The following is a 15,384-nucleotide window of genomic DNA, read 5'->3' as shown; positions in this document are numbered from 1 at the left end:
GTACGATTCAAAGACTCCCCGGCCCCGCACCCCGCTCGTTACCGCCGGGAGCCCGGCAGATCGGCGAGCGCCGCCAGGGTCTCCTTGTGCCGGCCCGGTGAACCCAGCGCGATCTCATCGGACTTGGCACGCTTGAGATAGAGATGCGCCGGATGCTCCCAGGTCATCCCGATGCCGCCGTGGAGCTGGACGCACTCCTCGGCCGCGTGGACCGCGACCCGTCCGCAGTACGCCTGGGCGAGGGCCACCGCGAGCGGTGCGCCGGGGCTGCCGGTGGCCAGCGCGTCGGCCGCGTTCCGGGCGGCGGCACGCGCCGAGACGATCTCCAGCCAGAGGTGTGCCATCCGGTGCTTGAGCGCCTGGAAGGAGCCCACGGGGCGGTTGAACTGGTGCCTGCCGCGGGTGTACGCGACCGCCTCCGCCAGGCACCATTCGGCGATCCCGAGCTGTTCGGAGGCGAGCAGCCCGGCCCCGGCCAGCAGCCCCCGCCGTACCGCGGCCTCCGCCAGTGGCGGTTCGGCGATCCGCAGTCCGGCGCTGGCGTCGATGGTGACCGTGGCGAGGGGGCGGGTCAGATCGAGCGGGGTCAGCTCCTCGACGATGACGCCCGGTGAGGCCGTCTCGACCGCGTACAGCCCGTCGTCCCCCAGCACCAGCAGGACATCGGCACGGACCGCGTCGGCGACCCCGGTGACGACGGCCGCGCCGGCGGGCAGCGGCCCGTCCGGGGCGGTGGTGAGCGGGACGGCGAGGACCGCGACCCGGTGGCCATGGGCGAGCGCGGTGAGCAGCCCCGCGACATGTGTGCTGCTGGTGCTCTCACCGTCGCAGGCGAGGAGGGTCTCGGTCGCCATGACCGAACTGGTCAGATACGGCACCGCCGTGACGCTCCGGCCCAGCTCCTCCAGGACGACCGCGGCCTCGCGCGGGCCCGCGCCCTGGCCGCCGAGCTTCTCCGGAACGAGCAGACCGGAAGCACCGATCCCGGCGGCCAGGGAGGACCACAGCTCCGGGTCGTACGGATTGCCGGACTCGGCGCGCACGAGCGCGGCCGGCACATCGGCGCGATCGGTGAGCAGGGACCGTACGGCCGCGCGCAGATCGTCCTCGGTGTCGGAGTACAGCAGGTCGGGAGGGGCTTCCGACGTGTTCGGCGGCACCTTCATCGCGTCAGGTCCTTCCAGGCGACGTCCTTGTCGTTGCGCGGCTCGGAGGGCAGGCCGAGGACGCGTTCCGCGACGATGTTCAGCAGCACTTCGCTCGTACCGCCCTCGATGGAATTGCCCTTCGAGCGCAGATAGCGGTAGCCGGCGTCGCGTCCGGTGAAGTCGACCAGCTCGGGCCTGCGCATCGTCCAGTCGGAGTACAACAGGCCTTCGCCGCCGAGGAGTTCGACCTCCAGGCCGCTGATCTCCTGGTTGAGCCGGGCGAAGGAGAGCTTCATTCCGCTGCCTTCGGGGCCCGGCTCCCCGGCGGCGAGCTGCTGGCGCAGCCGCTCCCCGGTCAGCCGCGCCACCTCGGCCTCCACCCAGAGGGTGAGCAGCCGCTGATGGAGGTCGTGGGTGCGCAGGTCGGGCCGCTCGCGCCAGGTGCGGGCGACCTGGCCGATCATGCCGCCCTCGCGGGGCAGCCGGGAACCGCCGATCGACACCCGCTCGTTCATGAGGGTGGTCTGGGCGACCTTCCAGCCCTCGCCGATCTCGCCGAGGCGGTGGGCGTCGGGGATCCGGACATCGGTGAGGAAGACCTCGTTGAACTCGGCCTCGCCGGTGATCTGCCGCAGCGGCCGTACCTCGACACCCGGGTCGGTCATGTCGCAGAGGAAGTAGGTGATGCCCCGGTGCTTGGGCAGCTCCGGGTCGGTACGGGCGATGAGGATGGCCCAGCGGGCGAGATGTGCGCTGGAAGTCCATACCTTCTGTCCGTTGACAATCCAGTCGCCGGAGACGGGGTCGCCCTCGCGGACGGCCCGGGTCGCGAGCGCGGCGAGGTCGGATCCGGCGCCGGGCTCGGAGAAGAGCTGGCACCACACCTCCTCGCCGACCCACAACGGACGCAGGAAGCGTTCCTTCTGCTCCTGCGTGCCGAAGCGCAGAATGGTCGGCGCGGCCATGCCGAGACCGATGCCGATCCGGCGCGGATCGTTGTCGGGCGCGCCCGCGGCGGCCAACTCGGCGTCCACGACGCCCTGGAGGGAGCGCGGCGCGTCAAGGCCGCCGAGTCCGGCGGGGTAGTGCACCCAGGCGAGTCCGGCGTCGAAGCGTGCCTTGAGGAAGTCGGTACGGGCGGTCCCGGCCGGCGGGTGTTCGGCGAGCAGCTTCCGTGTGAGGGCGAGGAGTCGGGCCGCGTCGGTCATCGGGCCACGCCCTCGGGAAGTACGACCACCCGGCCGGTGGTGGTGCCGTCGGCGACCCGCTGGACCGCGTCGGCGGCGCCCTTCATCGGGACGCGCTCACTGATCAGCGGTTTGATCGCGCCCCGGTCCGCGAGTGCGGTCAGCTCCTGGTGGCACTGGGCCACCGCCGCCGGGTCCTTGGTGCGGTAGAGGCCCCAGTGCAGGCCCAGGAGCGAGTAGTTCTTCACCAGGGCATGGCTCAGGGCCGGGCTGGGGATGGCTCCGCTCGCGAAGCCCACGAGCACGATCCGGCCCTCGAAGGCCACGCATTTCACCGACTTGGCGAAGGCGTCGCCGCCCACCGGGTCGTACACGACGTCCGCGCCCCGGCCGCCGGTGGCCTCCTTCACGGCGGCGACGAGGTCGTCCGTACGGCGGTCGACGACCATGTCGCAGCCCAGCTCGCGGGCCACCTGGACCTTGTCCTGGCCTCCGACGACACCGATGACGGTGGCTCCGGCGGCCTTGCCGAGCTGTACGGCGGCGCTGCCGACTCCGCCGGCCGCCGCGTGGACGAGCAGGGTCTCTCCCGCCTGAAGACGCGCTCGGCGGTGCAGTGCGAACCAGCCGGTCTGGTAGCCGATATGGAGCGCGGCGGTCTCGGCGTCGTCCAGGGATTCGGGCGCGGTGAGGAGTCCGGCCGCGTCGGCGACGACGTACTCGGCGAGGCCTCCGTACGGCAGGGCGGGGGCGGCGATGACCCGCCGTCCGTCCTCGGTCTCCGCACAGATCTCCAGACCGGGGGTGAAGGGCAGCGGTGGGCGCACCTGGTACTGGCCCCGGCAGAGCAGGGCGTCGGGGAAGTTGATGTTCGCGGCGCGGACCCGGAGCGCCACCTGCCCCTCGCCGGGCACCGGACGCGCCGTCTCTTCGAGCCGCATCACCTCGCCCGGTTCGCCGTTCCGGTGCACTCGCCATGCCTGCATTGGGGGCCTCCACACGATGGGCAGTACCGCACTCGACCGCATACTAAGCGGTCGCTTGCCCCTGTGGGAACAGCCCGCCCAGGGGGTATGGAGCGCCGGCCCCGCGCTTTTCCTACAGCCGGCCCCGCGCTTTTCCTACAGCCGGCTCCGCGCTTTGCCAACAGCCGGCTCCGCGTACCGTCAGCCGGCCACGCGCCGGATCAACCGGCCACGGGGCCGGCCCGCGACGGTTCTACGGGCCGGGTCACTCGGCGACGGCCTCGTGAACTCCCGGGCCCGTGGGCCCCGTTCCGTCCGGGAAGATCGGAACGGGCCTGGTTCTGCGCAGATATGCCTCCGCGTGCCAGATCGCCTCACGGGCGGTGCGCTGTCCCATGAGGACACAGAGGGTGTACGCGACATCCTCGAACCGCCCGCGGGTGGCCTCGTCGAGCGGATCGGCGAGGACCAGCCGTTCCCAGGCCCGGTAACGGGCCAGCAGATCGGCGACCAGATGTCTGTCCGGCAGCAGCATGTCCACCACCTCCCGCCTCGCGCGCAGCGTGGCACCAGTCCCCTGGGGGTCATTGTCACCCCGCCGGTCCTTGTACGCTCGGCGACGCCGCCCGGCCCGGTCCGCGCCCGGGGCCCCGGTCCTCCGGTCCTGGCCTCAGCCCTCGGCCCCTCGGTCTTGCCCTCAGTCCTCGCCCCGCGCGAGCGCCAGCAGCCGGTCCAGTACGCGCGGTGCGCCGGCCCGCAGTCCGTCGTGCTCGTACTCGTTCGTCACCCAGGTCCGCAGGCCCCGGATCGCCCGCGCGGTGCGCAGCGAGTGTTCGGTGTCGACATACATGTCGTCGTGGTAGACGAGGGCGGCGGCCGGCACCTCGTTGGCGGCGAGCCGCGCGGTGTCGTACAGCCGGACGCCGCCGTGCGGCGACGGCCAGTCGGTACGGGCCGCGAGCAGCTCGGCGGTCTCGCGCAGGGGGCTCAGCGCCGGGTCGGTCTCGAAGTGCCAGGGGTGGATGCTCTCGCCGGTGAAGTACAACGGGCCTTCCCCGGCGAGGGTCTTGGCCGCGTCGAAGCGGGGGAACTCCGCGCGGACCCGCTCGGCCGCCCAGTCGGTGGGCCCGCCGTCCTGCGCGTAGATCGCCTCGTGCAGTACGGCGTACAGCGGGTGCCCCGCGTACGAGAGGGCCGCCGTCACGCCCTCCTGGAAGGTGTCGGAGAGCGTCTCGCCCCCGGGCGTGCGGACGAAGGCGTTCTCCAGCAGATAGTGGAGCTGGTGGCTGCCGTCGCTGCCGCCGAGCAGGATGCCCAGCGACTGGAAGGCCTCGGGGGTGAGGACGTATCCGGTGGGGAGTACGGTCCGGTGGCCCGCGAGATGCTCCGCGATCCGCCGGGCGCGTGCGATGTCCTGCGGATAGCGGGCGTAGTGTGCCTCGACCTTGCGCGCGATCCGGGGAAAGGCGGCGCGGTAGACCTCGTCGGCGGTGGCGTCCAGGGAGGGCAGGCCGCCGGTGATCAGAACGGTGCGCAGCCCCTCGGGCGCGGTGGAGAGGTAGTGGACCGCGCAGAATCCGCCGAAGCTCTGGCCGAGCACGGTCCAGGGGGCGCCGCCGGTGAGCCGCGGCCGGATGGTCTCGCAGTCGCGGACGATCGAGTCGGCGCGGAAGTGCGCGAGATAGTCGGCCTGCTCGCGCGGGCCGCCGCGCAGGGGCAGGGTCTGCCGGTTGGCAGGGGTGGAGAGGCCGGTGCCGCGCTGGTCGAGGAGGAGCACCCGGAATTCCTGGAGGGCACGGCCGAGCCAGGCCTGCCGGCCGTTGAACCGGCGTACGCCGAAGCCGGGACCGCCCTCCAGATAGACCAGCCACGGCAGGTCCGTGTCCGCCTTGCCGCTGGCGACGAGCTCACGGGCGAAGAGCTCGATCCGCTCCCCGGACGGGTCGGCATGGTCCAGCGGGACGGAGAAACGGTGGTCGGTGAGGACGACGCCGGGCTGGCGGTAGCTGGTCACGGGGTGCTCCTGTTCTCGCTCGCCCCGGCCGGGGGCGGTCACGGCGGACAGTTCAGCACACGGGCCGCGCGGCCCTGCCCGTACCCCCGTCGGACCGCGCACCGGACCGGGCCGCCCGGTGTGCACGGCGGCCGGTCCGCTTCTAGCGTGGGGACATGATCCGGTTCGAGCAGGTCGGCAAGGTCTATCCGGACGGTACGGCCGCTGTGCGTGATCTGTCCTTCGAGGTCGCCGAGGGCGAGCTGGTGACACTGGTGGGGCCGTCGGGGTGCGGCAAGACGACCACGATGATGATGGTGAACCGGCTGATCGAGCCGACCTCGGGCCGGATCTTCGTGGAGGGCCGGGACATCTCCGGTGTCGACCCGGTCGCGCTGCGCCGGCGCATGGGCTATGTCATCCAGGACGTCGGGCTCTTCCCGCACCGGACGGTCCTGGACAACACCGCGACCGTGCCCGCCCTGATCGGCTGGAAGCGGGCGAGGGCGCGCGCCCGGGCGGCCGAGCTGCTCGACCTCGTGGGGCTGGACCCCGCGGCGTACGGTCCGCGCTATCCGGCGCAGCTATCCGGCGGCCAGCGCCAGCGGGTCGGGGTGGCGCGCGCCCTGGCCGCGGATCCGCCGGTGCTGCTGATGGACGAGCCGTTCGGCGCCGTGGACCCGGTGGTGCGCGAGCGGCTCCAGAACGAGTTCCTGAAGCTCCAGGCGGCCATGCGCAAGACCGTGCTGATGGTGACGCACGACATCGAGGAGGCGGTACGGATGGGTGACCGTATCGCGGTGTACGGGGAGGGGCACATCGAGCAGTACGACAGTCCGGCCGCGGTCCTCGGCGCCCCCGCCACCCCGTATGTGGCGCGCTTCGTCGGCGCGGACCGCGGGCTGAAACGGCTGTCGGTCACCGCCGTCGAACCGGCCGATCTGGAGGAGCCCCCGGTGGCCAGCACCGACGAGCCGGCGCGGGACGCGGCGGCCCGGATGCGCGCCGAGGGCGCCCGCTGGGCGGTGGTGCTGAACTCCGGGGGCGAGCTGCACGGCTGGGTGTCCGCCGACGCGCTGGCCGGGGCCGGGGAGGGGAGTTCCGTCGGCGACTTCGCCAGCAGGATGGAGGCCTGGGTGCCGCTGGGGTCGCCGCTGAAGCAGGCGTTCAGCGAGATGCTCCAGCATGACGCGGGCTGGGTGGCGGTCCTGGACGAGGCGCGCGAGGCGCGCTTTCTGGGGGTGCTGACCCCGGCGAAGCTGCATGAGGCGCTGCGGCGCTCGGTCGACGCGGACGCGCAGGGCATCGGGCGGGACGAGGTGGACTTCGACTCGGTCTCGGACGCGTAGCGTGCGGGGTCCGCCGGTCGCACAGGGCCTGCCGATACGGCGGTCAGATCAGGTGCTTCGACTTCAGATAGGCGCGGGCGACGTCCTCGGGGAGCCTGCGCCAACTGTCGACCTGTTCGTTCAGCGACGCCAGGTCCTTGGTCGTCAGCACGGTGTTCAGCCGGTCCAGTGCCCGGGTGGCACGCGCGCTCCCGGCCCGGGCGCGGTTGACGACCGGCACGATGTAGTCGGCGTTCTGGAGGTGCTTGTCGTCTTCGAGGATCACCAGACCGAACTGGCCGAGCGTGGCGTCGGTGGTCGTGGTCAGCACCATCTGGTCCTCGCCGTCCTGCACCGCCTTCTTCGCCGGGGTGGTCCCGACGCCCTTGGGGTCGATCGCGGTGATACGGATGCCGTAGGTCTTCTTGAGCCCGGGCGCGCAGTAGGGCCGCTGTACGCACTCGTCACCCGCGGCCAGTCTGATCGGCAGCCCTGACGCGCCCAGGTCGCTGAGTGTCCTCAGCCGGTGCTTCCTGGCGAAGGAGGCGGCGACGGCGAAGGCGTTCTGGTCGACGGCCCGGCCGGGTGCGAGGACCAGGAGCCCGCGCGGCTCGGCCAGCGCGCGCAGCGCCCGCATCGTCGCGGCGAGGTCGGGTGAGCCGACCGGCCGGGCGTCAGGGCCATGGGTCCTGGTGTTCAGCCAGTCCGCGAAGGTCGCCGCGTATTCGGGTACGACATCGATCTGACCGCTCTCCAGGGCCGGTTCGTAGATCTCCCGGTTGGTGACGGAGAGCATCCGGGTGTGGTAGCCCGCCCGGTCGAGCAGCAGCGCGTACATCTCGGCGAGCAGATCGCTCTCGGTGAAGCCCGCGGAGCCGATGGTGAGATGGCTGCTGTTGCCGGGCGGCGCGGTGATCCGGCCCCGGTGCTCCAGGGACGGTCCGAAGGTGCAGGCCGTGACCGTCAGCAGCAGGACGGCCACGACGGCGGTACGGAGCGGTCTCACCCGGCGCCGCCCCTGACCCACCGCGGGCCGAACTTCCGCACCGCCTCGAACACCGCCTCCACCAGCAGTGCGAACACCGCCACGAGGACGGCCCCGGCGACCACTTGCGGGGTGTCGGCGAGATTGAATCCGGCGGTGATGATCCGGCCGAGCCCGCCGCCGCCGATCAGGGCCGCGAGTGTGGCGGTCGCGACGAGCTGTACGGCGGCGATCCGTACCCCGGTGAGGATCAGCGGCAGGGCGAGCGGCGCCTCGACCCGCCACAGGAGCTGCCGGCCGGTCATTCCCATGCCGCGGGCGGCCCGTACCACCTCGGGGTCGACGCCCCGCATCCCGACATAGGCGTTGGTGAGCAGCGGCGGAATCGCGAACAGGACCAGCGCGATGATCGTCGGCCCGTCCCCGTACCCGCCGACCGGGGTGAGGAGCAGCAGGACGAGGACGGCGAACGTGGGGACGGCCCGGCCGGCGTTGGAGATATTGACGGCCAGCGCGCCGCCGCGGCCGAGATGGCCCAGCACCAGGGCGACCGGGAGGGCGACGGCGCAGCTCAGGGCGAGACAGACGACGGTCAGATAGAGATGCTCGCCGAGCCGGTGCCAGACGCCGGCGGGGCCCGACCAATGGGCGGCGCTGGTGAGCCAGGCCCAGGCTGCGGCGAGGGTGTTCACGCGCGGGCCGCCCTGGTCCAGGGGGTGAGCAGCCGCTGGAGTCCGAGGAGCAGCAGATCGGCGACGACGGCGATGAGGACACAGAGGACGGAGGCGGTGAGCACCTGCGCCTTGAAGAAGGTGTTCATCCCCTCGTAGATGAGATTGCCGAGCCCGCCGTAGCCGACGATCGCGCCGATGGTGACGAGGGAGACCGCGGACACGGTCGCGATCCGCAGTCCGGCCAGGGAGGCGGGCAGCGCGAGCGGCAGCTCGACGGCGAGCAGCAGCCGTACGGGGCCGTAGCCCATGCCGCGGGCGGCCTGCCGGGTGTCCTCGGGCACCGCGCGCAGTCCGGCCAAGATGTTCCGTACGAGCAGGGTGAGCGAGTAGAGGACGAGACCGGCGACGACGAGCGAGGCGGACAGCCCGTACAGCGGCAGCAGCAGGGAGAACATCGCAAGCGAGGGGATGGTGTAGAGGATGGTCGTGACCGCGAGCACGGGGGCGCCCGCCCAGCGCCAGCGGCGGGCGGCGAGCGCGAGGGGGACGGCGATCAGCAGGCTCAGCAGGACGGCGGAGAAGGTCAGCCGGAGGTGTTCGAGCACCGCGTCCCAGAGGATCGTGCGGCGGCTAGAGAGATAGGCGCCGCAGATCCACTCATTGCGCGCGAGGCAGTCGTCGGGAGGCGCGGTCACCCGTCCATTGCAGCCTCGCGGGACGGGTGGCCGCGCGCCGTGTTGGACCGTACGGGGACGGGTCGGCGCGGCCCGCCCGCGCGAGGCCGCACACCCCGCACACCCCGCGCACGCCTCGTACCTCTCGTACCTCTCGCACCCCTCGTACCTCTCACACGGTGACCGGCAGTGCTTCGAGCCCTCGGATGACGAAGTTCGGTTTGCGTGCCGGCTCCGCGGCCGGGCTCAGTCCGGGGGCCAGGTCCAGCAGGGCCGTCATGGACGCGGTCAGTTCCATACGGGCGAGCGGGGCGCCGACGCAGTAGTGGATTCCGGCGCTGAAGGAGATGTGCGGATTGTCGCGGCGGGACAGGTCCAGGGTTTCGGGAGCGGCGAAGACGGCCGGGTCGTGGTTGGCGGAGCCGAACAGCAGGGCGACCTCGGCGCCGCGCGGAATGGTGACGGTGCCGATCTCGACCGGGTCGAGAACCCAGCGTTCGAAGAGCTGGAGCGGGGTGTCGTAGCGCATCAGCTCCTCGACGGCGGTGGGCAGCAGGGTCCGGTCCGCGCGCAGGGCGGCGAGCTGCGCGGGATTGCGGAACAGCGCGTGCCAGCCGTTGACGGTGGCGTTGACCGTCGCCTCGTGCCCGGCGTTCAGCAGCAGCGCGCAGGTGGCGACCATCTCGGCCTCGGTCAGCTTCTCGCCGTCGTCATGGGCGGCGATGAGCGCGGAGATCAGGTCCTCGCCGGGCTTCTGGCGGCGTACGGAGATGAGTTCGCGCAGATACGTGGAGAACTCCAGGGAGGCGGTGACCGCGCGGCGGGCCGTCTCGGGCGACGGGTTCAGCTCGTACATCGCGCAGATCGCCGCCGACCAGGGCCGCAGCAGCGGCCGGTCCACCTCCGGGACGCCGAGCATCTCGGCGATCACGGCGACCGGCAGGGGTTCGGCGACGGTGGCGAGCAGATCGCCGCCGCCCTCGGCCACGAGCCGCCCCGCCAGACCGGCGGCGAGTCGGTGCACATACGGCCTCAGCCGCTCGACGGTGCGCGGGGTGAACGCCTTGGAGACCAGGCGGCGGATCCGGGTGTGGTCCGGCGGCTCCAGTTCGAGCATCCCGCGGTCGTTCAGCTCGTGGAACGGCTCACGGCCGGGCGGCGGCGGGGTCCTGCCGAACCCCTCGTGGGTGAAGCGGTGCCCGTACGAGCGGCCGAGGCGGCGGTCCCGCAGCAGCGCCGACACATCCGCGTGGTGCGGGACGAGCCACTGGTCGCTGGGCTCGTAGTAGTGGGCGCGGCCACGGGCCCGCAGCTCGGCGTAGGCGGGGTAGGGGTCGGCGAGGAACGCGGGCGAGGAGGGGGCGAAGTCGGGCATCCCCGGACGGTATCCGCCGCGGTGGGCGGGGGACCAGGCCGCGGCGTACCGGGGACCGGGCGGGTGCTACGCGGGCGTTCACGGCCGACGGCTGGCCGCAGGGGTTCCGCGCTCATGCGGCGTGGTCGGGCTTGTGCCGGCGTGGTCGGGCTCACGCCGGCGTGGTCCGGCTTGCGTGGTCGGGCTTGTGTCGCGTGGTGCTGTCGCGTGGTGCTGCTCATACCGCGTGGTGGGCCAGTCTCCTGTGCGGGTCGTCAATTCCCGAGGCAGCGGCCGGATCGGTGTGCACCAGGGCGGCGGTGAGCCGGCGTACCGAGTGCAGCAGGACGTGCTCCACCTCGACGGCCACCTCGTGCGCCTGCCGTACGCCCAGGTTCCCGTCCACTTCGACGGTGACCTCGGCCCGCAACCGGTGGCCGATCCAGCGCATCCGCAGCTCGGTCACCGCGAGGACCCCGGGGACCCGGCGCGCGGCGGCCTCGCCGGTATCGATCAGTGCCGGGTCCACGGAGTCCATGACCCGGCGGAAGACCTCACGGCAGGCGTCCTTGAGCACCAGCAGGATGGCGGCGGTGATCAGCAGGCCGACGACCGGGTCGGCCCACCGCTGGCCCATGGCCGCGCCCGCCGCGCCCAGCAGGACGGCCAGCGAGGTGAAGCCGTCGGTCCTGGCGTGCAGGCCGTCGGCGACCAGCGCGGCCGAGCCGATCCGGTTCCCGACACGGATGCGGTAGCGGGCCACCCACTCGTTGCCGACGCAACCGATGACCGCGGCGACGGCGACAAGCCCCAGATGGGAGATGTCCCGCGGGTTCAGCAGCCGGTCGACGGCCTGGTACGCGGCGAGCGCGGCCGAGGCCGCGATGGTGAGCACGATGGCGATACCGGCCAGGTCCTCGGCGCGGCCGTAGCCGTAGGTGTAGCTGCGGGTCGCCGCGCGGCGGCCGAGGACGAACGCCACCGCCAGGGGCAGCGCGGTCAGCGCGTCGGCGGCGTTGTGGACGGTGTCGCCGAGCAGGGCGACCGAGCCGGACAGCACGACGACCACGGTCTGCAGGACCGCGGTGGCGCCGAGCACGGCCAGCGAGATCCACAGGGCCCGCATGCCCTCGGCCGACGACTCCATCGTGGAGTCGATCTTGTCGGCCGTCTCGTGGGAATGCGGTTTCAGCAGATGGGCCGCCCGGTGCCGCAGATGCGACAGACGGCCCGCGCCACGACCGTGACCGTGGGCGTGGCCGTGGGCATACGGCGGCGCCGGGGTACGAAGGTGCTCATGGCGTTCGTTCACGCGTGGCTCTCCTGTCGGGCGTCGAGGGTGTCGTCGGAGACGGCCGGAGACAGCGGCACCGCGGGTGTCATCACCCATAGGTATTTAAGCGCGCACCAATGCACCTGTCGAGCCGGAATCCCGGCCAGGACAGGGCCTGGGGGCCCTACGATGGGAAGATGCCAGCGAGCAATCCGTCCTCAGTTGCGCCCGAGTTGCAGCAGCACACTCCTGGCGCCCCGCAATTCGACGCGGCGGCCGGTGTCTTCGCCCTGCTCGCCGATCCCACCCGGCTCCATCTCGTCTGGTCGCTGACCCGGGGCGAGGCCGATGTGAACACACTGACCGAGATCTGCGGGGCGGCCCGCCCGGCGGTCAGCCAGCATCTCGCGAAACTGCGGCTCGCGGGTCTGGTGCAGGTACGCAAGGACGGCCGCCGCTCGGTGTACACCCTGCGGGACGGGCATCTGCGGAGGCTGGCGATCGAGGCCCTCAACCACGCCGACCATCTTGTGACGGGCACCCCGCCGCACGACTGAACGCGGATGCGCGGCCCCGGGGTTCCGGGACCGCGCATCTCAACTCACGTACGACGTACGAGGACCGAGCAGGGGCTCAGCAGTAGAGGTTGTTGCCCGGCGCGACGCCCAGGATCTGCGTGAAGCGCTGGTAGTTGGTCACACGGCTCTGGACCTGCGCCGGGTTGCGCCCGTCGCACTCCAGCGAGCCGTTGATGGAGCGGATGGTCTGGCCGAAGCCCGCCTGGTTCACCATCGCGTTGTGCGGGGTCATGGTGCCCGGACCGTTCTGGGTGTTCCAGTACCAGAGGCCGGTCTTCCAGGCGACGGCCGACTCGCGCTCGACGCGCCACGGGTCGGCGAGCAGGTTGATGCCCAGCGCGTCACCCGCGGCCTTGTAGTTGAAGTTCCAGCTCAACTGGATCGGACCACGCCCGTAGTACGCAGCCTGACCGGCCGGGCAGCCGTACGGTTGGCCGGCGTCGCAGTAGTGCGGATAGTTCGCGGTGTTCTGCTCCACCACATGCACCAGACCGCCGGTCTCGTGGCTGACATTGGCGAGGAAGGCCGCGGCCTCCTGGCGCTTGACCGTGTCACTGCCGGAGTTGGCGAAGCCCGGGTACGCGCTCAGCGCGGCGGTCAGCCCGCTGTACGTGTAGAAGGGATTCCGGCTCGGGAACATCTGGTTGAACTGGGACTCGCTGACCACGAAGCCCGACGGGTTGCCGCCGCCAGGGGTGGTGCCGGCCGCGGTCCACTTCTGGTTCGACTGGCCCGTGCAGGTCCAGATCTGGAGCCTCGCACCGTTCGCGGTGCTGCGGTCCTTGACGTCCAGGCACTTGTTCGCCTGCGGATTGACGATGTCGCGGGCGGAGTTGACGACCCACTTCTGGTTCGCGCCGCCGCCGCAGTCCCAGAGCTGGACGAGCGAGCCGTCGGCGGTGCCTCGGTCGACGATGTCCAGACACTTGCCCAGCGCGCGCAGGGTGCCGTCGCCCGCGACGGTCCAGCTCTGGGCAGCGCTGCCATTGCAGTCGTAAAGCTGTACGGGAGTGCCGTTCGCGTTGCTCGCGCCGGCCACATCCACGCACTTGCCGCCCAGCCCGGTGATCTGGCCCACCGGATCGGCGGCGGAGGCGGGGACGGCGAACAGAGTGGCGAAGAGCGCGCCGACAGCCAGCACGACTGCGGAGCGTGCGAGCGAAAGACCCCTGAAGGATTGTCTTGGCATCTGCGGTTGCTTTCCCCTCTTCGCGCCGACGGCGCGTCGGACGATTCCGCTTGGATTGAAGGGGAAGGTCTAGACCTTGTCAAGCACCCCACAAGAGCGCCCAGTTGCCACCGGGCGACCTTGTGCGAGGTTGGCCTGTCCATGACCATGGAACGCCAGTGCCATGTCATACACGCACCGTGGAAGGGACCCGCCATGCCCCAGCACCCCACAGGGATGCCCCGGAGGGCCGTCCTGTCCGCCACCGTCGCGACCGCCGTGGTCGGCGGCGTGCCGTCGGTGGCCCAGGCCGCCGCCCCCACGGGCACCCCGGCCGGGCGGCACACCGGAGACCGCCCCGCCACCGCCCAGGCTCCCGACCGCGAACTGCGGGAGCTGCTCAGAGAGGTCTCCCGCGACCGGATCGAGGCGACCGTGCGCCGGCTCGCCGCGTTCGGAACGCGCCACACACTCTCCATCCAGGACGACCCCGAGCGTGGTATCGGTGCCGCCCGCGACTGGATATTCAATGAGCTGAAGCGGTACGCGGCGGCCTCCGGCGGCCGGATGACCGTCGAGCTCCAGTCGTACATCCAGGAACCCGCCTCGCGGATCCCGGTGGCGACCCGTATCACCAATGTCGTGGCGACCCTGCGCGGTTCGGTCGACCCCGGCCGGGTCTATGTGGTCTCCGGCCACTACGACTCACGCGCCAGTGACGTCATGGACGCGACCAGCGACGCCCCGGGCGCCGACGACGACGCCTCGGGTGTCGCGGTGGCCATGGAGCTGGCGCGCGTCATGGCGAAGCGGCGGCCGGCCGCGACCATTGTCTTCGCCGCCGTCGCGGGCGAGGAGCAGGGACTGTACGGCGCCGAGTACATGGCGGGGCAGTTCAAGGCCGCGGGGACGAATGTCCTGGGCATGTTCACCAACGACATCGTCGGCAGCCCCCGGGCCGACGACGGCACCCGCGACCCGTACAGCGTGCGGCTGTTCGCGGAGGGCGTGCCGACCGCCGAGACCCCGGAGGAGGCCAATGTCCGCCGCTCGGTCGGCGGCGAGAACGACTCGGCGACCCGTCAGCTCGCACGCTTCGTCCGCGATGTCGCCAACAACGACGCCACCGGCATGAATGTCCGGGTGATCTACCGCCGCGACCGCTATCTGCGCGGTGGCGACCACATCCCCTTCCTCGAAAACGGCTATGCGGCGGCCCGTTTCACCGAGCCGACCGAGGACTACGCGCACCAGCACCAGGACGTACGGGTGGAGGACGGGCAGCAGTACGGCGACCTGCCCGAGTTCTGCGACTTCGCCTATATCGCCCGGGTGGCCCGGGTCAATGGCGCGGTCCTGTGGACCCTGGCCCAGGCCCCGGCCACCCCGCGCGGGGTGAAGATCGTCACCAGCTCGCTGACCAACTCCACGGAGCTGGTGTGGGATGCCGGTACGGAGCCCGATCTGGCCGGGTACGAGGTCGTGTGGCGCGAGACGACCGAGCCGGAGTGGACAGATGTCATCGAGGCCGAAGGTCCGACGAGCCACACCGTGGACCTGTCCAAGGACAATGTCTTCTTCGGTGTCCGCGCGGTGAACCGGGCGGGCCACCGCAGCCCGGTGGCGTTCCCCGTACCGCAGCGCTGACCAGCGCCGCACAACCTGCCGAACACTGACACATACGCTCACCGCCGCGCTCAGCCCCCGCACCCCGCTGAGCGCGGCTTCGGCGTGCCCGCGGGAAAACCGCGCTGCGCCATCCCTTGACCCCTTGAAACCTCCGATGTTCACTACCCCTGACGCTTCGGCTGGCGCCCTGTTCGAAAACAGCCGAACGTGATCCGTGTGCCGCCTCGTTCCGCGCTCCCCCACGTACGCGTACCTCAGCCGGCGTCTCCGGGCGCCCCGAGAGAGGACTGGATCGTGCGCCTTGTGTCCCGCACCATGATCGCGCTCGTCCTGCTGGCCCTGTCGCTGGTCACCCTGCCACAGGCAGCGGGGACCGCACCGGCGTCCGCCGCCACCCCCGCCCCGGCCTCTTCTCCACATATGACGCT

The 15,384-nt window shown here is 71.7% G+C and carries 14 protein-coding genes; 3 read left to right on the top strand and 11 right to left on the bottom strand.

All coding sequences use genetic code 11. The annotated features are described in order from the left end of the window. Positions 1-38 precede the first annotated feature (38 nt). The 5 genes from WH07_RS11935 to WH07_RS11915 all read right to left on the bottom strand — a co-directional run bounded on the left by WH07_RS11935 (position 39) and on the right by WH07_RS11915 (position 5,314). Complete coding sequence (locus WH07_RS11935; protein ID WP_046499182.1) at positions 39-1,166, bottom strand: acyl-CoA dehydrogenase family protein; 1,128 nt, start codon at positions 1,164-1,166, stop codon at positions 39-41. Further along, the gene (locus WH07_RS11930) at positions 1,163-2,356 is read right to left on the bottom strand and encodes an acyl-CoA dehydrogenase family protein (protein WP_046499179.1); all 1,194 of its coding nucleotides are present in this window, start codon (positions 2,354-2,356) and stop codon (positions 1,163-1,165) included. The genes WH07_RS11935 and WH07_RS11930 overlap by 4 nt, the downstream gene beginning before the upstream one ends. Continuing rightward, complete coding sequence (locus WH07_RS11925; RefSeq protein WP_046499174.1) at positions 2,353-3,321, bottom strand: NADPH:quinone oxidoreductase family protein; 969 nt, start codon at positions 3,319-3,321, stop codon at positions 2,353-2,355. The genes WH07_RS11930 and WH07_RS11925 overlap by 4 nt, the downstream gene beginning before the upstream one ends. 244 nt (positions 3,322-3,565) lie before the next feature. Then, entirely contained in the window at positions 3,566-3,835 is a 270-nt protein-coding gene (locus WH07_RS36185) for a DUF5133 domain-containing protein (protein WP_079023157.1), read from the bottom strand. A gap of 162 nt (positions 3,836-3,997) precedes the next feature. Further along, the gene (locus tag WH07_RS11915) at positions 3,998-5,314 is read right to left on the bottom strand and encodes an alpha/beta fold hydrolase (RefSeq protein WP_046499171.1); all 1,317 of its coding nucleotides are present in this window, start codon (positions 5,312-5,314) and stop codon (positions 3,998-4,000) included. Positions 5,315-5,469: 155 nt separating this feature from the next. Between WH07_RS11915 and WH07_RS11910 the strand changes: the two genes are divergently transcribed. Then, positions 5,470-6,642: an ABC transporter ATP-binding protein gene (locus WH07_RS11910; protein ID WP_046499169.1), complete on the top strand. Its 1,173-nt coding sequence runs from the start codon at positions 5,470-5,472 to the stop codon at positions 6,640-6,642. A 43-nt stretch (positions 6,643-6,685) separates the two neighbouring features. Here the strand turns inward: WH07_RS11910 and WH07_RS11905 are convergent, their stop codons facing one another. The 5 genes from WH07_RS11905 to WH07_RS11885 all read right to left on the bottom strand — a co-directional run bounded on the left by WH07_RS11905 (position 6,686) and on the right by WH07_RS11885 (position 11,620). Next, the gene (locus WH07_RS11905) at positions 6,686-7,627 is read right to left on the bottom strand and encodes an ABC transporter substrate-binding protein (protein ID WP_046499226.1); all 942 of its coding nucleotides are present in this window, start codon (positions 7,625-7,627) and stop codon (positions 6,686-6,688) included. After that, positions 7,624-8,298 carry an ABC transporter permease gene (locus WH07_RS11900; RefSeq protein WP_046499166.1) on the bottom strand — a complete coding sequence of 225 codons (675 nt, stop codon included), beginning with the start codon at positions 8,296-8,298 and terminating at the stop codon, positions 7,624-7,626. The genes WH07_RS11905 and WH07_RS11900 overlap by 4 nt, the downstream gene beginning before the upstream one ends. Then, the gene (locus WH07_RS11895) at positions 8,295-8,975 is read right to left on the bottom strand and encodes an ABC transporter permease (protein ID WP_046499165.1); all 681 of its coding nucleotides are present in this window, start codon (positions 8,973-8,975) and stop codon (positions 8,295-8,297) included. The genes WH07_RS11900 and WH07_RS11895 overlap by 4 nt, the downstream gene beginning before the upstream one ends. A 151-nt stretch (positions 8,976-9,126) precedes the next feature. Then, complete coding sequence (locus WH07_RS11890; RefSeq protein ID WP_046499164.1) at positions 9,127-10,329, bottom strand: cytochrome P450; 1,203 nt, start codon at positions 10,327-10,329, stop codon at positions 9,127-9,129. Positions 10,330-10,546: 217 nt separating this feature from the next. Continuing rightward, the gene (locus WH07_RS11885) at positions 10,547-11,620 is read right to left on the bottom strand and encodes a cation diffusion facilitator family transporter (RefSeq protein ID WP_046499162.1); all 1,074 of its coding nucleotides are present in this window, start codon (positions 11,618-11,620) and stop codon (positions 10,547-10,549) included. A 158-nt stretch (positions 11,621-11,778) separates the two neighbouring features. Between WH07_RS11885 and WH07_RS11880 the strand changes: the two genes are divergently transcribed. Then, positions 11,779-12,138 carry an ArsR/SmtB family transcription factor gene (locus tag WH07_RS11880; protein WP_046499159.1) on the top strand — a complete coding sequence of 120 codons (360 nt, stop codon included), beginning with the start codon at positions 11,779-11,781 and terminating at the stop codon, positions 12,136-12,138. A gap of 76 nt (positions 12,139-12,214) precedes the next feature. Here the strand turns inward: WH07_RS11880 and WH07_RS11875 are convergent, their stop codons facing one another. After that, the gene (locus tag WH07_RS11875; RefSeq protein WP_046499157.1) at positions 12,215-13,348 is read right to left on the bottom strand and encodes a glycoside hydrolase family 19 protein; all 1,134 of its coding nucleotides are present in this window, start codon (positions 13,346-13,348) and stop codon (positions 12,215-12,217) included. 195 nt (positions 13,349-13,543) lie between these two features. Between WH07_RS11875 and WH07_RS11870 the strand changes: the two genes are divergently transcribed. Further along, on the top strand, positions 13,544-14,974 hold the full coding sequence (locus WH07_RS11870; RefSeq protein WP_046499153.1) for a M20/M25/M40 family metallo-hydrolase: 1,431 nt from the start codon (positions 13,544-13,546) through the stop codon (positions 14,972-14,974). Positions 14,975-15,384 lie beyond the last annotated feature (410 nt).

The organism is Streptomyces odonnellii (assembly GCF_000981895.1).
Lineage (GTDB): Bacteria > Actinomycetota > Actinomycetes > Streptomycetales > Streptomycetaceae > Streptomyces > Streptomyces odonnellii.
Note: the sequence above shows the minus strand (reverse complement) of the source record. Positions and strands in the feature narration are given on the sequence as shown.